Source organism: Streptomyces sp. NPDC005728 (assembly GCF_040630895.1).
GTDB lineage: Bacteria > Actinomycetota > Actinomycetes > Streptomycetales > Streptomycetaceae > Streptomyces.
Genome location: NZ_JBEXYL010000042.1, coordinates 39,321 through 59,466 on the forward strand (window position 1 = coordinate 39,321; position 20,146 = coordinate 59,466).

Below are 20,146 nucleotides of genomic sequence, written 5' to 3' on the forward strand. Positions count from 1 at the left end.
CGGTTGTTCTCCCCGTAACACTGCCACGGCCTTCTTCATTCCGAGACACCTGTTCCGACACGCGAGACGATTTCGTCCCAGTAGCCGGGCATGGTCTCCCACGGGTCGGCGCGGCCACCCCGGTCGGTGTGGTCGGTGAGGTAGATCGTCGCCGCGCCCTGCCAGCGCGCGATGCGCAGCGCCTCCTCCAGGTGCCCCAGGGGCACGCCGTGCACGAAGTGGCAGAAGCGGTCCGGCGGATAGTCGGCGGTCCACTCGGCGACCTGCGAGAAGCGGTACTCGGACCAGGGGCCGGAGAAGGTCACCAACTGGTCGGCGCTCTCCGCGTACCCAGGGTGCGGATGGCTGCCGTGGCCGAGGACGATGTGGGCGGTGTCACTGATCGCCCGGAGCGCGGCGAGCGCGCGGCGGACCTCGGGGAGCGCGGCGCGCCCGGCGGGGCAGCGGTCCAGCAGGAAGCCGTCGACGCGGTACCAGTCGAGGTGGCGGTGCGCGTCGCCGAGCAGATCGGCGAAGGGGCGGGTGCCATGGGTGAGGTCCAGGTGGCCGAGGACGCGAACGCCCGCGTTGTGCAGCCGGCCCGCGGCTTCCAGGCAGTGCGGGTCGGGGCGGGTGCCGGGCCCGGCGGCGACGTTGAGCACCACCCAGTCCAGGGGGGTTGCGGGGCGAGCGAGTTCGGCCCACTGGGCCGGGGCGACGAGCGGGTGGGCATAGCCGGGGATGCCGAGCGCGGTACGGATGCCGGTGCCGGTGGTGCCCGCTGTGGTGCTGGTCAGATGCGGCATGCCGCCTCCATCCAGATGTCGGCCAGGGATTCTTCGAGGTTGATCCGGGGCCGCCAGCCGAGCCGGTCCCGGGCGGTGCGCACATCGGCCTGCTGCCAACTGCCGCAGCCGTCCGGGTACGGGTACGCGACCGGGGCCGCATGGTCGGAGTCGGCGCGGGGGTGGCCGATGGCGCTGCGCAGCGGCCCGGGAGGGGCGTCGAGTTCATGGAGGGCGCCGCCGTATCCGGCGACCCGGGCGAGGACGGCGGCGGCGTCGCGGAGGCGGACGGCGCGGCCGGAGCCGATGTTGATGACGCCCTGCGCCGCGGAGAGCGAGGCGGCGTGCACGGCGCGGGCGACGTCGCGGACGTCGATGAAGTCGCGTTGGACGCCGAGACCGCCGAGCTTGAGTTCCCCGTCGCCGGACTGCATGGCGCGCCGCATGGCTTCGGCGAGCCGGCCGAGCGGGGAGCCGGCCGGGGTGCCGGGGCCGGCGGGTGAGAAGACGCGGAGGATGACGGCGTCGAGGCCGGAGCCGAGGACCAGTTCGGTGGCGGCGAGTTTGCTGACGCCGTACGGGCCCCCGGGGCGGGGCACGGCGTCCTCGGCCGTGGAGGAACCGGTCTGGCTGGGTCCGTACTCGGAGCCGCAGCCGATCTGCACCAGGCGGGCGCCGCAGCCGCTGCGGCGCAGGGCCTCGCAGACGGTGGCAACGGCGACGGTGTTGTGCCGGGTGAGTTCGCGGGCGCCGCCGCGGGTGGCGCCGGCGCAGTTGACGACGACTCCGGGGTGGACCGCGTCCAGGAAGCGGGTGAGCGCCCCGGGGCTGCCGGTGGCGAGGTCGAAGCGGACGTCGGCATCGTCGCCGCGGCCGAGCGCGGTGAGCTGGACGGCCGGGTCGGCGAGCAGGCGGTCGGCGACGAAGCGGCCGATGTATCCGTTGGCTCCGATCAGCAGGACCCTCATCGTGCGACTCCCGGGGTGTGCACTCCGGCTGCTCCCAAGGCTCCGGACGCTCCGGGCGCTCCGTGCGCTCCGTGTCGGGAGGTGGTCATCTCGTCTTCTCCTTCGAAGGGGTGGTGCGGCTGCCTCCGACAGTGGGCCGGGCGCCTGCGGCCGCGGTCGGGTGCTGCCACGCGCTCGGGGCGGCTGGTGGCGGGTTCGGTGCGGGCCGGTCTCGGAGGGTTCACTCGGGTGCTCCCGTCCCCGCGTGGGCCGAGGCTCGGGTGAGGGTGCGCAGGGCGTGGACCAGCAGGGTCAGGGCAGCGGTGCCGCAGGCGAGCGCCGGGACGGCGGCCGGGCCCCAGGCGTCGACCAGGGTCTCGACGGAGGTCGCCAGGAAGGCGCAGCCGGGCAGTCGGCCGGCCAGGAGCAGGGCGGGGACCGCCACCTCGACGGCCACCGCCGCGCCGAGGGTGAGGGCGGGGGCGTGCCGGTGGTGGTGCACGGCCAGGAGGCGCGCGAGCAGGAGGAGGGCGCCCAGCGTGAGGGCCTGCGGGTAGGCCGCGCTCTCGTGCAGGACGGCGCCGCATACGGCGAGCAGAGCGGTGAGGGCGGCGAGGAACAGGACGAACGTGCCGAGCAGCAGCGGCCGGGCGGCGGCCGTGAAGTCCTCGAGGCCGCGGCTGCCGGCGAGTCTGCGGCGGGCACCGGCGGTGAGGAGGTGGGCGCACCAGGCGGCCGGGGCGCAGGCCAGGGTGAGCGCCAGGGCGGGCGCGGTGGAGACCGGCCAGGGGCCGTCCGGGGCGCCGGTGGGCGGCGCGTCGGGGCCGCCTGCCACCACGGCGCTCAGGAGACCGTCGCCCAGGAGGGCGTACGTGAGCAGCCAGAGGGTCCACGCGCGCGTTCCGGAAGCCTTGTGCCACGGGGGTGTGCCTGGCCGGGTAGCGAGGGGACCGCGGCGCAGGGCCGCGCGGAGGGCGAGGGCGACGGCGAGGAGTCCGCCGAGGGCCACCAGGAGGCGGGCCTGGCCATGGGTGAGGCACAGCCCGGTCACGGCGGCCGCGCCGAGCGCTCCTGGCAGGAGGGTCAGCAGCACCCAGACGGCACGGACGCGGGGTGCGCGCACGGGGTCGGGCTGCGGACGTGGTGCGCCGTCGCGCGGCACGCGCGCGTACAGCTCCTCGGCGAGCGAGAAGACGTCGCGGTGGCGGAACTGGGCGGCGGTCCGGTCGGTGACCCCGTGCGCCTCCAGTCCGGCGGCGATCTCCAGGGGATCCACGGCCCGCTGGCACAGCTCCCGGTGACGGTGCAATAGGGCTTTCACGGGATCGGCGACCCCGCGTCGAGAGGTGGTTCTACGGCTCCTGCCGGGCTCGGCCCCGGCTCCGGCCCGCACCGGTACCGAGGGCACGGACGGCCGAGCCGCACGGGCCGAAGCCCTCGCCGGCGAGGGCTCCTTGGCGCCCGGTGCGACGGAGGCCGCCGCGGACACACCGCGCTGCGCACCGGCCCCGGCGGGAGCGTCCCAGCGCGCAGCCTCCTCGGCACGAACACCGGCGGAGGCGTCCCAACGCACGAACCTCTCAGCACCGGACCCCGCGGGAGCGTCCCAACCCACAGCCCCCTCCGCACCGGCCGGGGCCTCGGGTCCCATACGCGTCGGCCCTTCCCCGCTTGCCCCGGGCCGGAGCACCCGCCCGTCGTGCGATCCAGACCCGGTCAGCCACTCCCCCGACCGTCCGTCCCATGCGTCGGCGCCGCTCGGCGTCGCGGGTCGGTCCGAGCCGCCGGGCTCGTTCATGGCGTCCCTGTCGTCGTGGAGGCCGTCCACCCCGCCGAAGCCGCTCATCGCGCCCCCTCAGGGGCCGCCAGCGGTGTCGCGCGGACCGGGCCGCCTGCCGCCCAGCCCGGAACGTCCTGGGTCAGTACGCGAGCCGTGGGGCCGGTCCAGTGGACGGGGACGTGGGCCTCGGCCGGGGCGGCGAAGGGCAGGGGCTCCCCCGCCTCGTCGAGGACGACGCGGCGCACCGGGCAGCGCGAGACGATCTCCAGGTAAATGCTGCGAAAGGCCGCGATGTTCTGCTCGGCGGTGAACAGTTCGAGCGCGCGGGCGCGCGCGGCGGCGCCCAGGCGCGCACGGCGCTCGGGGTCGTGCAACAGCGCCACGCACGCCTCGGCGAGCGCCCGTGGATTGCGCGGGGGCACGACCAGGCCCGTGCCGCCGATCACCTCCACCACCGCGCCGACATCCGTGGACACCGTGGCGCGGCCGCAGAACATGGCCTCGACCAGACTGATCGGAAAGCCCTCGACGACACTGGAGAGGACGACGACGGCGCCGGCGGCGTACGCGTCGGGCAGGGTCGGGGCCTCGGGGCCGCCGATCTCCTCGAAGGAGACCGGGTTGTCGCCGACCGCGTGCACGCCCTCCGCCTCGTCCGGGAAGAGCTGGGCGGCGAGGGCCCGGCAGTGGCGCAGGTAGACCGGGCCCTCGGGGCCCGCGGGCGCGCCGACGATCCGCAGGCGGGCCTTCGGCGCCTCTCTGCGGACCTCGGCGAAGGCGTGCAGCAGCGAGATCAGGTCCTTGGCGGGTTCCACGCGCCCGACCCAGACGAGCGTGTCCGCGTCGGCGCGGTCCGGGGCCTCGCCGACCTCCGCGAAGCGGGAGGCGTCCATGCCCGGGTGGACGGTACGGATCCGTGGGCGCTCGGCGCCGCACCGTTCCTGCCAGCGGCGGGTGTGGGCGTTGCCGGGCGTGAGAATCGCGGCGCTGCGGTAGACCTCGGCGGCCAGCCGGCCGTGGAAGGCGGCGAGCAGGGCGCGTACGGCGGGGGCGGCGGCGTCGGGGCCGAGCGCCAGGTAGTGCGAGCGCAGTTGCACGCCGTACTCCGTGACCAGCAGCGGTACGTCGCCGAAGTGCCGGGCGAGCAGTCCGGGCAGGGCGGCCGGGCCGCCGGCGGTGGCGTGGCAGACGTCGGCCGCGCCGAGGCCGTCGTCGCCGTACCAGTCGAGGGAGAGGGGGCGCAGGGCGCGTTCGAGGTGCGCGGTGATGGTGAGCAGGTCGGGTACGCGCGCCTCGCGCGCCGTGCGCAGCGCGCCGGGGGCGCGGCAGGCGCGCTCCAGGGTGCGCACGGCGGTGTCGGAGCGGAGTGCGCCGACCAGTCCGCCCTCGTCGCGGGCGAGTTCGGCGAGCGCGTACAGCGCATTGCCGAAACGGTCCGCCAAGTGATGCGGGGCAGCGTCGCCGGGCGCGGCGTCGGATCCGGCGCACAGCACCCCGACCAGTTCCCCGTAACACTCGGTGAAGCGCCGGCGCGCGCGCCGTCCGTAGGCGCCCCCGTCGTCGTCGGCCGTCCACAGCGGGGCCGTACGCACCCGGCTGACCTGCTCGGGCAGCGGGACCCAGCCCGCGTCCTCCTGCTCCCGGCTGCGACTGAGCGCGTAGATGTCGAACTCGTGCTGTGCGAGCCCGCGCACGAGCCGGTCGCACCAGAGCCCGGCGTCACCGCTCACATGCGGATAGCCACCCTCCGTAATCAGTCCGATGCGCACGTGTGCACCCCCGATCTCCCGTGAGTGGGAGCCGCCCTGGTCCCGGCGGCTCGCAGCGGGAAGAACGTAAGCGGACAAGGCGGTGGCGCGACGGACGGTTGTCCATCGCGCCACCAAAAGGGGTGAACGGTCGTAACTTTCGCGTGCGGCTCGCGTTCTGCCACGCTAAGAGATCAGACGGTGATGACTCGGATGCGAAACGTTACGCCATGGCCAGCTTCCGCCGGGCCGCCCGCCGCTCGGCCGCCAGCCCGGGGTCGAGGGCGGGTACGGCGGCCAGGAGCTGCTGGGTGTACGCCTCGCGCGGGGCGTCGTACACCTCGTCGACGGGTCCGGACTCGACGACCTGTCCGCGGCGCATCACCGCGACCCGGTCGCTGACCTGGCGGACGACGGCGAGGTCGTGCGCGATGAACACGAGCGCGAGCCCGAGTTCCCGCTGCAGCCGGCCGAGCAGTTCGACCACCTGGGCCTGCGTCGTGACGTCGAGCGCGGAGACGGGCTCGTCGCAGACGATGACGCGCGGGTCGGCGGCGAGCGCCCGCGCGATGCCCACGCGCTGGCGCTGTCCGCCGCTGAACTCGTGCGGGTAGCGGTCGTAGTGCGCCGCTTCGAGCCCCACGCGCTCCAGGAGTTCGATCACGCGCCCCCGGATGCGCTGCTCGTCGCTCCCCCGCTCTCGGCCGCCCCCGAGCGGGGAGACCCCCGTCCCGCGCGCGCGGAGTGGGTCGGCGATGGACTCGCCCACGCTGCGACGGGGGTTGAGGGAGGAGACGGGGTCCTGGAAGACCATCTGGACGGCAGGGTTCACGCCGGTGTGCGGGCGCCCCGCATAGCGGATCTCGCCGGCGGTCGGCTCCAGCAGCCCGACCAGCATGCGCCCCAGCGTGGTCTTGCCGCTGCCGCTCTCCCCCACGATGCCCAGGGTCTCGCCCCGGCGGACGGTCAGCGAGACGTCGTCCACGGCCGTGAACGCCCGCTTGCCGCGCCCGAACTCGCGCCGGAGTCCGCCGGCCTCCAGCACGACCTCGTCGGACGCCTCGGACTCGGCGCGCTGCGCGTCCACGCGCGGGACGGCGTCGAGGAGTTCGCGGGTGTACGCCTGCGCGGGCGCCCCCAGAACCGTGCCGACGGGGCCGTGTTCGACGGCCCGGCCGTGCCGCATGACCAGGACCTCGTCGACGCTCTCGGCGGCGACGCCCACGTCGTGGGTGACGAGCAGCAGGCCCATGCCGGTCTCCTCGCGCAGCGTGTGGAGCAGGTCGAGGATCTGGGCCTGGACGGTGACGTCGAGGGCCGTCGTGGGCTCGTCGGCGATCAGCAGCTCGGGCGAGCAGGCGAGCGCCATGGCGATGAGGGCGCGCTGGCGCATGCCGCCGCTGAACTCGTGCGGGCGGGAACGGGACCGGCGCGGTGCGTCCGGAATTCCTACCCTCTCCAGCGTCTCGACGGCACGCGCGCGTGCGGCGCGGCGCGACACGCGCGCGTGCACGCGGTAGACCTCGGCGATCTGGTCGCCGATCGCGTAGTACGGGTCGAGCGAGGACAGCGGGTCCTGGAAGACCATGGCGGCCTTCGCGCCGCGCAGCCGCCGCAGTTCCTCGTCCGAGGACTGCTGCACGTCGGTGCCGGCGACGCGGACGGCGCCGCCGACCCGGGCGCCGGTGCCCCGGTGCAGGCCCAGCAGGGCGCCGGCGACCGTGGATTTGCCGGAGCCGGACTCGCCGACGAGCGCGAGGGCCGCGCCCTCCTCCAGCCGGAAGGAGAGCCCGTCCACGGCACGCAGCGAGCCGAACTCGACGGTCAGGTCCGAGACTTCCACCAGGCTCATGCGAGTACCACCCGTCGGTCGGCCACCGCGTACAGGACGTCCGCGACGGCGTTGGCGATGACCACGAAGAAGCCGATCACCAGGACCATGCCGACGACGACCGGCAGGTCGACGACCTTCACCGCGTGCACAAGCTCCTGGCCGATGCCGGGCAGGCCGAACAGGGTCTCGGTGAGCACGGCGCCGCCGATCGCCGAGCCGACGTTGTTGGCGTTCAGCGCGATGACGGGCGCGAGGGCGCCGCGCAGGGCGTGCCGTGCGACGATCGCGCGCTCGCCCACGCCGTAGGCGCGGAAGGTGCGGATGTGGTCCTCGGTGAGGGTCTCCAGCATCGAGGCGCGGGTCAGGCGGGCGAACGCGGCCGCCTCGATCAGGGCGAGCGAGAGCCAGGGCAGCAGCAGGTTCCACGCCCACTGCTCGGGGTCGTCGCCGAAGTTCACGTACTGCGGGAAGGGCAGCAGCTGGAGTTCGCCGCAGACGACGATCATCAGGACGAGGCCGATGACGAAGACGGGCGTGGCGGTGCCGGCGAGGGTGAGGGCGGTCAGGACGCGCTCGGAGATCCGGCCGCGCCGCCAGGCGGAGAGCACGCCGGTGCCGACGCCGAGGAGGAGCCACAGCACCATCGCGCCGAGGACGAGCGACAGGCTGACCGGCAGCCTGGTCAGGATGATCTCCATGACTTGCCGGTCACTCTGGTACGACAGTCCCAGGCAGGGTGCGGAGCAGTGCGCCACCGAGGTGCCCGTGGAGTAGTCCTGGCCGACGAAGAGGCCTTCCAGGAAGTGCCAGTAGCGCAGGTAGATCGGGTCGTCGAGCCTGAGCTGCGCGGCGACCTGGTGCACCTGTTCCGGCGAGCAGCGCGGACCGCAGGTGATCTGGGCGACGTTGCCGGGGGTGGCGTAGAAGACGACGTAGACGATCAGCGAGATGGCGAGCAGCGTGACCGCCATGCCGACCGCGCGGCGCAGGACGAAACCACCGAAGCCGCTCATGCGGTCTCCTCCTTGCTCGTGCCGAGCCGCTTCCCGGTGCCGGCACCCTTTCCGGTGCCCACGCCCTTCCTTGTGCCGTCGCCCTTCCTTGTGCCGACGCGCAGGCGGGAGGCCGCGCGCGGATCGAGTGCGGTGCGCACGCCGTCACCGAGGACGGTCAGGGCCAGGACGGTGACGAACAGCGCCCCGGCCGGCAGCAGCAGGTACTGCGGTGCCGCCTGGTACCAGACATCGGCGCTGGTGAGCATCTGTCCCCAGGACGGCGTGGGCGGCTTCACGCCCACACCGAGGAAGGAGAGGGCGGCCTCGACCGAGATGTTCATGGGGACGAGCAGCGCCGCGTACGTGATGACGGGCGCGGCGATACCGGGCAGCAGCTCGCGGCGGGCGATCCGCCAGCCGCCCGAGCCGCTCAGCCGGGCGGCGGCGACGTAGTCGAGCCCCTTGAGGGTGAGGGTCTGGGCGCGCACGATCTTCGCGATGTTGCCCCAGCCGATGAGGCCGATGACGAGCGTGACGAGCACGGGCCGCGGAAAGCTCGGCGGCACGATCGACAGCAGGGCCAGCGACATGATCATCAGTGGCATGGCGACGATGATGTCCGTGGCGCGGCTCAACAGTTGATCAACCCATCGACTGCCGAGCGCGGAGGCCACTCCGACCATCACCCCGATCGCGACCTGCACCAGGGTCGCCGCCAGCGCGACCCCCAGCGACACCCGCGCTCCGTAGACGAGCCGCGCGAACAGGTCGCGGCCGGTCTGCGGTTCGACGCCCAGCCAGTGGTCGGCGCCGATGCCGCCGAACGGGCCGATGGGCACGCCTCCGCGCGCGGAGTCGACCAGTGACGGGTGGTACGTGGTCGGGTCCTGGCCTTCCAGGGCGGTGAGCAGCGGTGCGGCGAGCGCCACCAGGACGAGCAGTGCTACGACGGCCGCGGCGACCAGGGCGGCGCGCTGCGCCCGCAGCCGCAGCCAGAACTGACGGGCCCCCGAAACCCCCGGGACGGAGCTGTCCGTCCCGGGGGCCTGGGGGGCGACAAGTGCCTCGCTCACGGCTCTACTTCACCGCGACCTGGGAGATGTCCAGTACGCCGGTCCAGTCGCTGATGACGATGTTCTTGACGTCCTCGCCGTACAGACGCTTGTAGACCGGGTGGAACAGCGGCACGACCAAGGCCTGCGCGCCGATCTTCTTGTCCAGTGCACCCCACCGCTTGGCGGCGGCGTCGAGGTCGGTCAACTTGTTGATCGCGTCAATCTCGTCATTGACCGACTTGTCGTTCAACAGGCCCGTGTTGAAGTTCGCTCCATCCTTGACGATCTGCCGGCCGTCGAAGATCGGGGCGAGGAAGGGGCCGCCGGAGGGCCAGTCGGCACCCCAGTGGGCGAGGAAGAAGCCGGGCTCGGTCCGGACGCCGTGGATCTTGTCCTTGTAGTCGTTCTCCTCCAGGCCCTGCAGCTTGACCGTGATGCCGGCCTTCTTGAGCGCGTCCTGGACGGCGGTCGCGATCTCCGGGCTGGTCTCGAAGTCCTTGCTGTTGGAGTGGGTGAGCGTGACGGTGAGCCCGTTCTTGTAGCCCGCCTGCGTCAGCAACTCCTTGGCCTTGGCGGCGTTGCCGGTGCTGCCCGCCGGGAAGAGGTCGTAGGGCGTGTAGCCGAAGGACTTCTGGTCGGGCAGGAAGGTGGTGGCGGGCTCGGCGAGCGCCGAACCGCCGGCCGCGTTGACGACGGAGGAGCGGTCGATGGCGTACGAGATCGCCTGTCGCACCTTGGGGTTGTCGAACGGCTTCACCTTCGGGTTGAAGGCGATGTAGTTGGTGTAGCCGAAGTGGCCGGTGCCCACGCGCGCGGCCAGCTCCTTGTCACCGGTCACCTTGGCGAGTTCGGCCGGGCCGAGGTTGGTGTCCGTCGTGACGGCGGCCGCGTCCGTACCCTGAGACGCCGACAGCCGCTGGTTGATCACGGACGAGTCGAGCCCCGACCGTACGTCGATGGTGTCCGGATAGGCCTTGCGTTCGGCGTCGAGGGCCGTCGACCAGTACGTGTTGCGTTCCAGGACGAGGTGCTCGCCGTCGTTCTCGTTCTTGACGACCTTGTACGGGCCCGAGGAGACCGGGTGCTCCTCGTACTTGGTGCCCGTGTCCTTGGCCTTCGGGACCGGGGTGAACTGCGTCTGCGTGGCGAGGAACGGGAACTCGCCCTCGGGCTTGTTCAGATGGAAGACGATGGTCCGCTCGTCCGGCGTCTCGATCGCCGAGAGACCCTTCTTGTCCTTGTAGGGACCCTGGTAGTCGGCGGCACCGACCAGCCAGTCCCGCAAGTAGGGCGCACCGCCGGAGAGTTCGGGCGCGAACGAACGCTCGATGCCGTACTTGATGTCGGCCGAGGTGATCTGGGTGCCGTCCTCGTACTTCAGGTCCTTCTTCAGGGTGTACGTCCACACGGTCGCGTCCTTGCCGGGACGCCCGGTGTCGGTGGCGAGATCCGGGACGACCTTGGCTCCGGCCGCGCCGTTCTCGCGGTTGCGCGTGGTGAGCGTACGGAAGACCAGGGACGGGACGTTGCCGCCGCCGGAGGTGTACAGGCGGGCGGGGTCGAAGTCCTGCTGCGGATCGGAGTTCAGCACCGTGAGCGTGCCGCCCTTGTGCGGAGCGGAGTCGCCACCGGAGCCCTTGGCATCGTTGTCCTTCGGGCCGCAGGCGGCGGCGCCCGCTGCCACGACCAGGCTGACGGATGCCGCTGCCACGCGGCGCGCTATGACGGACGGTTGACGCATCGGAATGACGACCTCTCGGGGAGCTGATCGAGGATTTCTCGAAGAGTGAGACAGAGGGACGAGGAGTGAGACAGCTGCGGGCAGACGTCGGCCCCGGCGTCGGGTCGTCGAAAAATCCGTGACAGGGCCACGGACGGAAAAGGAAAGAAGTCGCGACGCGAACGCCAGGGAGGCGGCGTCAGCGACAGTGGATGTCGGCCACGCAGAGTGCGGTCACGCCGATCAGCGCCAGCTCGATGGCGGCGCTGTCGGAGACGGCATGACTAGACCACATGGGCAAAAATATGATCGAACATGCGACTCATGTCAATGTGACACGAGCAGCGCCTGTCAACTCCTGGGGTAGGGCCAGGCGTTGGGCAGACAGTGGATGCCGTCGTGGTCGAGGAACTTCGTCTGCTGCTGCATGACCGGGGCGAGTTCGCCGTCCTTGTCGCACGTCACATGGCCGTGGCCGAGGCGGTGACCGACCTCGTGATTGATGAGCATCTGTCGGTATGCGTAGATTTTGTCCCCGTATGTCTTGCTGCCCTGTGCCCAGCGGTAGGCGTTGATCATCACGCGTTCGGTGGACGCCGAGTCACAGGAGACGTTGTCCTCCGTGGTGTCCAGGCCGGACTTGGCGCACCACGCGGCAGTGGTGCCAGGGCTGGCGAGCGTGATCACGAAGTCGGGCTTGCCGGAGGAGATCCGCTCGAAGGTACGGGCGCCGCCGTGGGCCCAGCTGCGATTGTCGTTGAGCGTCTTCTGCACGGCCTGGGCGAACAGCTCGCCGTCCAGGCCGAGCCCCTGCTCGACGTCGACCCGGTAGGTGTACTTCTGTCCCTTGCCGGGCGCCTTGTCGAAGCCCGGGACGGCGTCGAACTTCCCGGAGCCCTTGAGCGTGGCGGTGAGCGGGTACCTCTTGCCCATCTTCTGCTCGTACGTCAGCGTCGCCACGCTCGGCGAGGCCGACGGGGTGGCCTGCCCGGGGACCCGGGTGTCGCGCGCCTGGTCGGTGGCGGACCGCGACTGCACGTCGCTGCCGTCGGGTCCGTCGGCGACGTGACCGGCGACGACGACAGCGAGGACGGTGGTCACGGCCGCGGCCGCGATCCCCGTGAAGGCTCGCCCCTTGCCGCCACCGCGCTGCGCGGGCACACCGCTCGGCGCCGCGCCCTCGCCATCGTTGCCGTCGCCGTCATCACCGGCCCCGGCGGCCGTCGGGCCGACTCCGGGGCGGTACGACTCCTGCGCCTCGCCGGACTCGGTACGGCCGGGCACACCGTCGCCGGACCGCGGCACGAAGACGTCGACGTCCTCCCCGAAGGCGTCGAGATAGTCCTGGCGAGGCCCGCCACGGGAACGCCCCGGCCCGCCCTGCCGCTGCCGCGGAAGTGCAACACCGGGCCCGCCCTGTCGCGCCCCGGGAGCAACACCGGCACCCCCGCCGGGGGCCTCGCCGAACTCGCCCCAGCCACCGCCGACTTCACGCTGCTCGGGATGCCCGCCCCGCGCCGGAGAACCACCGCCCCGGAATCGCGGCACACCCCGCGCGGGGGTGCCGTCGGGGAGCAGGGGCACCCCATGGGAGGGCGTCCCGTCAGGAAAGCGCGGCATGCCATGCGCAGGCGTACCGTCCGGCAGCCGCGGAACACCGTGAGCCGGAGTACCGTCCGGCAGCCGCGGATTCCCGTACGCGGGAGTGCCCTCGGGCGCACGCCGGGCCCCTTGCCCACCGGGCATCCCCGGCGCACCTGGCATTCCCGGCGCACCTGGCGCACCCGGAAAGCGGGGAACGCCCTGAGCGGGCGTCCCATCAGGGAAGCGAGGTACGCCCCCCGCCGGCGTCGCCGGAGGGAAACCGGGCGCGCCCTGGGCTGTGCGCGGTGTCCCGTAGCCGCGGGTTTCGCCCGAGGGTGCCTGCCGCTGGCCGGGCAGGTTGGGCTGCCGGGTCTCGCGGGGCTCGCGCGAAGCGGCCGGAGCCGGGCCCCGTCCCCCACGTTCTCGCTGTGCAGCTATGTCCGCGGTGTCGCCCTTGGGGGCCGGTCCGCGACGACTGTGTCGTCCCACCTCTGCCCTCAGCTCCCCGCGCCCGTGGCGGCGATGTCGCCCCCGGCGGCCGCGGCGGAACCGCCACCCGGCGGCGCCCCACCCGCACCCCCGGGTCCACCGGCCTCACAGGACCCGCCAGACCCACCGGACCTCCGCGCACCAGCGGCCCCACGGGCACCACCGGCCCCTACGCCTGCCCGCGCACCGCCGAAGCCATCGAATGCGCTCGCACGGCCCAACTCGCCCACTTCCGCGAGGAGTTCACGGAACGCTCCCGCCACCACCTCCGGGTACTCCATCATCGCCACGTGTCCCGCCTCCGGCAGGGACAGCAGGCGGGCGTCACGGAAGGAGCGGGCGGCCTTGCGGGCCATGCGGAAGCCGACGAGTTGGTCGCGGCCGCCGTAGATCAGGAGCGTCGGGGCGAGCACGCGCTCGGCCTGGCGCCACAGCCCGTGCTGGCCGCCGAGGGTGTAGGCGTTGACCACCCCGCGCGCGGAGCGCGTCATCGCGTCCCAGAAGTACGGCAGTTGCAGCCGCCGCTCCAGCTCCTCCACGGCCTGCTGGAACGCCTCGGGCGACACCCGCCCGGGGTCGCCGTAGCACAGGGCCATCACGCCGCGGACGCGCTGCTCGGCCGTCCACTCCTTGGTGATCCGGCTGAAGAGCGCGGCCACCCCGGGCATGCCCAGCAGTGCCGTCGGCACCGCGGTGCGCTGCACGCGCAGCTCCGGCAGGGCGGGCGAGACGAGCGTGAGGCTGCGGACGAGGTCGGGGCGTACGGCGGAGACGCGCGTGGCGACCGCTCCGCCGAGGGAGTTGCCGACGAGGTGGACCGGGCCGCGCTCGGCGGCGTCGAGATAACGGATGACCGCGCGCGCGTGCCCGGTGACGGAGTAGTCCCCGTCGTCCGGGGGCGGGGAATCGCCGAAGCCGGGCAGATCGACCGCCTCACCGGCGACGACGCCGTCCAGCTCCCTCATCAGCGCGGACCAGTTCTGCGAGGAACCGCCGAGCCCGTGGACGTACAGCGCGGGCGGAAGGTCGTCCTGGCGCGCGGGGCGCCGCGAACGGACCGTCAGGGTGACCCCCGGCAGCCCCACCGACCTCAGCTGCTCGCCCTCTCCGACCCGGACGGGCGCCACCTTCGGAAGGACGGCAGCGGCCGACACGGACGGCGATTCGGTCGAAGACATGCGGCAATGTTACGAGACGATCACGCTGTGGTTCATGTGTTCGCCGTCACAGGAGGGACGCGTGTTCGCCCCCGCGGGGGTGGACCACGGCGTGGCGGGTACCCGGCCGGAGAACCGCACGGACGAACGGACGCGCACGGCATGGCGTCCGGATGAGGACTCTCCTACGCTCGTACAGAGGGCACCCGCGTGTGGTCCCTGCTGCTTCCAGGGATGTTCGTAGGAAGGGAGCCCACCATGGCCTATGACCCCATCGAGCCGGACGTGATCGAGGATCTGGCAGCCGACGACATCCCGGAGCTCGACGTCGAGGCCCCCGAGGGCGACGCCGTCGAGCAGCACGCAGACATCACGCCGAACCAGGACGACCCCCTGACGGGAGTGGATCCGGCCCGCGGCAACGAGGCCGATCTCATCGAACAGGCGCGCGTGGTCACCCTCGACGAGGACGACTATCGCTGACCTCGCAGGACCTCCAAGGCACCGGCCCGCCGGGTAAGGCAGGCTTCACGGCTTTCGTCGCCGTCCGGTACGTGAAATTCTGCGCTCGCACCGCGCACACCACGGTTACCGAAAAGTACGATGGCCGCGCGGTCTACACCGCATGTGGACGACTTTGGGAGGCGGCGTGACAGCCATCGAGCAAACCGAGGCGGCGCGCCCGCGTGGCACCCGTCTGCCGCGCCGCGCCCGACGGAACCAGCTGCTGGGCGCCGCCCAGGAGGTCTTCGTCGCACAGGGCTACCACGCGGCAGCGATGGACGACATCGCCGAGCGGGCCGGCGTCAGCAAGCCGGTGCTCTACCAGCACTTCCCGGGCAAGCTCGATCTCTACCTCGCCCTCCTGGACCAGCACTGCGAGGCGCTGATCCAGGCCGTGCGCGGCGCGCTCGCCTCGACGACCGACAACAAGCAGCGCGTGCGGGCGACCATGGACGCCTATTTCGCGTACGTCGAGGACGACGGCGGCGCCTTCCGCCTGGTCTTCGAGTCGGACCTGACGAACGAGCCCGCGGTGCGCGAGCGCGTCGACAAGGTCACCAACGACTGCGCCGAGGCGATCTGCGAGGTGATCGCCGAGGACACGGGCCTCTCGCGCGCGGAGTCGATGCTGCTCGCCTCCGGTCTCGGCGGGCTCGCCCAGGTGGTCGCGCGTTCCTGGCTGCACAGCGACCGCAGTGTGCCGCGCGAACAGGCGGTGCAGCTGCTGACCTCGCTGGCCTGGCGGGGAATCGCCGGTTTCCCCCTGCACGGCACCGAACACCACTGACGGACATTTGTTCCCGCGGACTGTTCGCTGTTGGCGTTCCGGCCGACAGCGTGCAGATCCCCTCACCGGGCTAGGGTGTGCTGCGTACGGCGCGGAAGATCGCGCACATCACTGACCGTCGGAGGGACATAGCCGTGGAGGTCAAGATCGGCGTGCAGCACGCGCCCCGCGAGATCGTTCTGGAGAGCGGTCTGAGCGTCGAGGAGGTCGAGCGCGTGGTGTCGGAGGCGCTGGCCGGAAAGACGCAGCTGCTGAGCCTCGAGGACGAGAAGGGCCGCAAGGTCCTGGTCCCGACGGACCGCCTGGCGTACGTGGAGATCGGCGAGCCGACCATCCGCAAGGTGGGCTTCGGCACGCTCTAGGACCGAGTCGGAAGGGCCCGGCGGCACTGTGCCGCCGGGCCCTTCTGCCTGTGGAGCATGCGCACAGATGGAGCACAAGTCGTCCACAGAGGAGGATTGCAATCCGCAGGTCACGGGTATGACCGGCTACGACCGTGAAGCACGGCCGGCCGTGGGAGGGACCCCCGACATGATCCTGGAAGCAATCGGATCCGCCTTGCTCGGTCTGATTCTCGCCTGGGCGGCGACACACCGGTTCGCACACCGCCTGCCCGCCCGGCACCTCGTCTTCTCGACCGGCATCGCCGGAGCCCTGTTCGGCGACTTCGTCACCCACACCGCCCTGGGCCCCGGCAGCCCGCTGCTGAGCGTCCTCGGCGCAGCGATCGTCTCGGCGGCCTCCCTGTCCCTCCTGCTCCGCCCGGCAGGCCGCCTCCGCCGACGATCAGCGACGGCCTAGCTGCCAAGGCGGAGGCGCAGCCGCCACGCCAGGGGCGGGGGGAACTGCCCGACCAGCCACGGCGAACCCGAAGCCGCGAGCCGCCGAAGCCACCCCCACGGAGCGCCACGGCTCCTAGGCCGCGAGGCCCAGCGCAGCCATCCGCTTCGTGTGAGCCTCGGTGATCCGCGAGAACATCCGCCCGACCTCTGCAAGGTCGAACCCGTCGGCGACCCCGCCCACGAGCATCGTCGACAGCGCATCCCGGTCGGCCACCACCCGCTGCGACTGCGACAGCGCCTCACCCATCAGCCGCCGCGCCCACAGCGCCAGCCGCCCGCCGACCCGCGGATCCGCGTCGATCGCCGCGCGCACCTTCTCCACCGCGAAACCGGCGTGCCCGGTGTCGTCGAGAACGGCGAGGACCAGTTCGCGCGTGTCCGAGTCGAGGCGGGCCGCGACCTCCCGGTAGAAGTCGCTCGCGATCGAGTCGCCGACGTACGCCTTGACCAAGCCCTCCAGCCAGTCCGAGGGCGCCGTCTGCTTGTGGAAACCGTCCAGGGCCGCCACGAAGGGCTCCATCGCCGCGGTCGGCTCCTCGCCGATCTCGGTCAGCCGGTCCCGCAGCCTCTCGAAGTGGTGGAACTCGGCCGAGGCCATCTTCGCCAGCTCCGCCTTGTCGGCGAGCGTCGGCGCCAGCTTGGCGTCCTCCGCGAGCCGCTCGAACGCCGCAAGTTCCCCGTACGCGAGTGCTCCGAGCAGGTCCACGACCGCGGCACGATAGTGCGGGTCGGCGGAGGCCTGCGCCCAGTCCTGGGCGGCGACACCGGTGTGTTCGGCGGGTGCGGCGGACTCGTTCTCAGGCTTGTCAGAGCTAGTCATGAGGCGCACAATAGCCCGATTGCCCCGCCCCGGAAGCCCTGGTCAACCACTGTGACCACGACTACGTGACCAAATCGGCCATCACATGTGCGCGATTCCGGGGTATGGTGGTAATGCGCCTGCTGAGTGCGTCGACGGTATTCGACGTGCTCCGACAGGGCGCATGTATTGAGGATGCCCGGTCGGTGGCCCGATCGGCTCCGACCCGACAGCCCTCCCCGGCCGTACGGCTCATTACGTACGACGACCGGAGGGACATCCCTCAGCGGTACGAGCGCTAGAGCGTCGGCAGTGGTCCCGTGTCATACGGCTTGCCCGAGTGGTTCGTCCGTACGGCAGCCGACGTCCCCGGCACGGTCAGTCATGACCCCCGCGCTCGCCTCGCACCGCGTACACAGAAGAGGCATCACCCTGACTACGACGTTTCGAGAACTCGGAATCCTTCCCGAGACCGCCGAGGCCCTGGAGGCCGTCGGCATCCTCAACCCCTTCCCCATCCAGGAGATGACGCTCCCCGTCGCCCTTTCCGGCACGGACGTCATCGGCCAGGCCAAGACCGGCACCGGCAAGACGCTGGGCTTCGGCCTGCCGCTCCTGGAGCGGGTCACCGTCCCCGCCGACGTGGAGGCCGGCCGTGCGCGGCCCGAGGCCCTCACCGAAGCCCCGCAGGCGCTCGTCGTGGTCCCCACACGCGAGCTGTGCACCCAGGTCACCAACGACCTGCTGACGGCCGGCAAGGTCCGTAACGTGCGCGTGCTCGCGATCTACGGCGGCCGGGCCTACGAGCCGCAGGTCGAGGCCCTGAAGAAGGGCGTCGACGTGGTCGTCGGCACCCCGGGCCGGCTGCTGGACCTGGCCGGGCAGAAGAAGCTGAACCTGAGCCACATCAAGAGCCTGGTGCTCGACGAGGCCGACGAGATGCTCGACCTGGGCTTCCTGCCCGACGTCGAGAAGATCATCAACCTGCTTCCGGCCAAGCGCCAGACCATGCTGTTCTCCGCGACCATGCCGGGCGCGGTCATCGGCCTCGCGCGCCGCTACATGTCGCAGCCCACCCACATCCGTGCCACCGCGCCGGACGACGAGGGCGCGACGGTCGCGAACATCAAGCAGTTCGTCTACCGCGCACACTCCATGGACAAGCCGGAGATGGCCGCCCGCATCCTGCAGGCCGACGGCCGCGGACTCGCGATGATCTTCTGCCGTACGAAGCGGACAGCGGCCGACATCGCCGAGCAACTGCAGCGCCGCGGGTTCGCCTCCGGCGCGGTCCACGGCGACCTCGGCCAGGGCGCGCGCGAGCAGGCCCTGCGGGCCTTCCGCAACGGCAAGGTCGACGTCCTCGTCTGCACCGACGTCGCCGCGCGCGGCATCGACGTCGAAGGCGTGACCCACGTCATCAACTACCAGTCCCCCGAGGACGAGAAGACGTACCTGCACCGCGTCGGCCGTACGGGCCGCGCGGGCGCGAAGGGTACGGCCATCACGTTCGTCGACTGGGACGACATCCCGCGCTGGCAGCTGATCAACAAGGCGCTGGAGCTGGACTTCAACGACCCGCCGGAGACGTACTCGAGCTCCCCGCACCTGTTCTCGGACCTCGGCATCCCCGAGGGCACCAAGGGCACCCTGCCGCGCTCGGAGCGGACCCGCGCCGGTCTCGACGCGGAGGAGCTGGAGGACCTGGGCGAGACCGGTGGCCGCGGTGCCCGCGGTCGCGTCGGCCGGGGTGGCCGCGCCGAGTCCGCCACGGCCGAGCGTGAGCGCCCGGCGCGCACCCCGCGCAGTCGCCGCCGCACGCGCGGCGGCACTCCGCTGGACGCCTCCCCCGCTACGACCGCCTCGGCACCGTCCGCCGAGACCGGCACCGCCGAGGAGCCCACGGCGACCCGCACCCCGCGCCGCCGTCGCCGTACCCGCAGCGGAGCCCCGGCGCAGGTGGTGACGGCCGCTGCCGCGACCACGACCTCCGAGGCCGCTGTCGACACGGTGGACACGGCGGAGGGCCCGGCGACGCTGGAGACAGCGGAGAAGCCGCGCCGCCGCCGCACCCGCAAGTCGGCCGAGGCCCCGGTGACCGAGGCTGCGTTGACGGAGACTGCGGTGACCGAGGCCGCGCCGGTGGTTGAGGCCGCCGTCGAGACGGCCGAGGCCGCCGAGACCAAGCCGCGCCGCACCCGCAAGGCCGCGGCCACCGCCGAGACTGCCGTGGACACGGCCGAGGCCGTCGAGGCCAAGCCGCGCCGCCGCACCCGCAAGACGGCCGAACCGGCCCCCGAAGCGACAGTCGCCACTGCTGAAGGTACGAACGCGGAGGAGCCCGCCGCCCCGGCGACCAAGCCCCGCCGCACCCGCAAGACCGCGGCCACCGCCCCGGAGACCGTCGAAGCAGAGGCCGAGGCCAAGCCGCGCCGCACCCGCAAGGCCGCCGCGACCGCCGAAGCCACCGTCGACACGGCCGAAGGCACAGAGGCCAAGCCCCGCCGCACCCGCAAGACCGCGGCCGCCACCCCGGAAGCGGTGGAGGCGGAGCCCACGGCCAAGCCGCGCCGCACCCGCAAGGCCGCCGCGACCGCCGAAGCCACCGTCGACACGGCCGAAGGCACAGAGGCCAAGCCCCGCCGCACCCGCAAGACCGCGGCCGCCACCCCGGAAGCGGTGGAGGCGGAGCCCACGGCCAAGCCGCGCCGCACCCGTAAGACCGCTGCCGCCGCCGAAGCCACGGTGGACGGGGTCGAGGCGACCGCGCCCAAGGTACGGCGGACCCGCAAGGCTGTTGCCGAGGCGGCCACTCCGGAGATTCCGGCGCAGGCCACCGAGGAGCCGGAGGTCAAGCCGCGCCGCCGTACCCGTAAGGCCACGGCGCCCGCCGCCGAGGCCACCGGCGAGGCCGCGGAGGCGGCGCCCAAGGCGCGCCGGACGCGGAAGGTGGCGGCGGCCGTGGAGGCTTCCGAGGCCTGACCGGTGGAGGGGCCTTCCGGGGCCTGACCTGCGGATCGTCCTTCCGAGGCTCGATCGGCGCATCGGCACGACAACCGAACAGCAGCACGGCATCACCCGGCGGCCCGGCCCACCTCTGTGGGACCGGGCCGTCGGCCTGCTCCCCCCGTCTCTGCCGGG

17 protein-coding genes are annotated in these 20,146 nt (G+C 72.5%); 5 read left to right on the forward strand and 12 right to left on the reverse strand.

Translation table 11 applies throughout. From position 1 onward, the window contains the following. Positions 1 to 35: 35 nt before the first annotated feature. From ABZ471_RS26300 to ABZ471_RS26350, 11 genes are all read right to left on the reverse strand, one after another. Positions 36 to 785, reverse strand: coding sequence for a spherulation-specific family 4 protein (locus ABZ471_RS26300; protein ID WP_359069494.1), 750 nt, complete (start codon positions 783 to 785; stop codon positions 36 to 38). Beyond that, on the reverse strand, positions 773 to 1,732 hold the full coding sequence (locus ABZ471_RS26305) for an NAD-dependent epimerase/dehydratase (protein ID WP_359069496.1): 960 nt from the start codon (positions 1,730 to 1,732) through the stop codon (positions 773 to 775). Before ABZ471_RS26305 ends, ABZ471_RS26300 begins: the two co-directional genes overlap by 13 nt. Before the next feature lie 220 nt (positions 1,733 to 1,952). Next, entirely contained in the window at positions 1,953 to 3,104 is a 1,152-nt protein-coding gene (locus ABZ471_RS26310) for a hypothetical protein (protein WP_359069551.1), read from the reverse strand. A 449-nt stretch (positions 3,105 to 3,553) separates the two neighbouring features. Further along, entirely contained in the window at positions 3,554 to 5,260 is a 1,707-nt protein-coding gene (locus ABZ471_RS26315) for a DUF3492 domain-containing protein (RefSeq protein ID WP_359069498.1), read from the reverse strand. A gap of 202 nt (positions 5,261 to 5,462) precedes the next feature. Beyond that, entirely contained in the window at positions 5,463 to 7,091 is a 1,629-nt protein-coding gene (locus tag ABZ471_RS26320) for an ABC transporter ATP-binding protein (RefSeq protein WP_359069500.1), read from the reverse strand. Next, the gene (locus ABZ471_RS26325) at positions 7,088 to 8,086 is read right to left on the reverse strand and encodes an ABC transporter permease (RefSeq protein ID WP_359069502.1); all 999 of its coding nucleotides are present in this window, start codon (positions 8,084 to 8,086) and stop codon (positions 7,088 to 7,090) included. Before ABZ471_RS26325 ends, ABZ471_RS26320 begins: the two co-directional genes overlap by 4 nt. Beyond that, entirely contained in the window at positions 8,083 to 9,141 is a 1,059-nt protein-coding gene (locus tag ABZ471_RS26330) for an ABC transporter permease (RefSeq protein WP_359069503.1), read from the reverse strand. The genes ABZ471_RS26325 and ABZ471_RS26330 overlap by 4 nt, the downstream gene beginning before the upstream one ends. 4 nt (positions 9,142 to 9,145) lie before the next feature. Next, entirely contained in the window at positions 9,146 to 10,864 is a 1,719-nt protein-coding gene (locus tag ABZ471_RS26335; RefSeq protein WP_359069504.1) for an ABC transporter substrate-binding protein, read from the reverse strand. A gap of 178 nt (positions 10,865 to 11,042) precedes the next feature. After that, positions 11,043 to 11,138, reverse strand: a complete 96-nt coding sequence (locus ABZ471_RS26340) for an Ms4533A family Cys-rich leader peptide (RefSeq protein ID WP_317933593.1) — start codon at positions 11,136 to 11,138, stop codon at positions 11,043 to 11,045. A gap of 56 nt (positions 11,139 to 11,194) precedes the next feature. Further along, complete coding sequence (locus tag ABZ471_RS26345; protein WP_359069506.1) at positions 11,195 to 12,916, reverse strand: DUF3152 domain-containing protein; 1,722 nt, start codon at positions 12,914 to 12,916, stop codon at positions 11,195 to 11,197. A gap of 8 nt (positions 12,917 to 12,924) precedes the next feature. Beyond that, a complete protein-coding gene (locus tag ABZ471_RS26350; RefSeq protein WP_359069508.1) occupies positions 12,925 to 14,094 on the reverse strand; it encodes an alpha/beta hydrolase in 1,170 nt (389 codons plus the stop codon). 237 nt (positions 14,095 to 14,331) lie between these two features. On the opposite strand from ABZ471_RS26350, the gene ABZ471_RS26355 reads away from it, so the two are divergent. From ABZ471_RS26355 to ABZ471_RS26370, 4 genes are all read left to right on the forward strand, one after another. Further along, positions 14,332 to 14,556, forward strand: coding sequence for a hypothetical protein (locus ABZ471_RS26355; protein ID WP_359069510.1), 225 nt, complete (start codon positions 14,332 to 14,334; stop codon positions 14,554 to 14,556). Positions 14,557 to 14,722: 166 nt separating this feature from the next. Beyond that, positions 14,723 to 15,364, forward strand: coding sequence for a TetR/AcrR family transcriptional regulator (locus ABZ471_RS26360; protein ID WP_359069512.1), 642 nt, complete (start codon positions 14,723 to 14,725; stop codon positions 15,362 to 15,364). A 134-nt stretch (positions 15,365 to 15,498) separates the two neighbouring features. Beyond that, positions 15,499 to 15,726, forward strand: a complete 228-nt coding sequence (locus ABZ471_RS26365; RefSeq protein WP_359069513.1) for a DUF3107 domain-containing protein — start codon at positions 15,499 to 15,501, stop codon at positions 15,724 to 15,726. A gap of 169 nt (positions 15,727 to 15,895) precedes the next feature. Next, positions 15,896 to 16,165 (forward strand): hypothetical protein, encoded by a 270-nt coding sequence (locus ABZ471_RS26370; RefSeq protein ID WP_359069515.1) that lies wholly within the window; start codon positions 15,896 to 15,898, stop codon positions 16,163 to 16,165. Between the two features lie 114 nt (positions 16,166 to 16,279). Here the strand turns inward: ABZ471_RS26370 and ABZ471_RS26375 are convergent, their stop codons facing one another. Further along, a complete protein-coding gene (locus tag ABZ471_RS26375) occupies positions 16,280 to 17,026 on the reverse strand; it encodes a ferritin-like fold-containing protein (protein ID WP_359069516.1) in 747 nt (248 codons plus the stop codon). Positions 17,027 to 17,530: 504 nt separating this feature from the next. Here ABZ471_RS26375 and ABZ471_RS26380 point away from each other — a divergent pair. Beyond that, positions 17,531 to 19,987: a DEAD/DEAH box helicase gene (locus tag ABZ471_RS26380; protein WP_359069552.1), complete on the forward strand. Its 2,457-nt coding sequence runs from the start codon at positions 17,531 to 17,533 to the stop codon at positions 19,985 to 19,987. Positions 19,988 to 20,146: the final 159 nt, after the last annotated feature.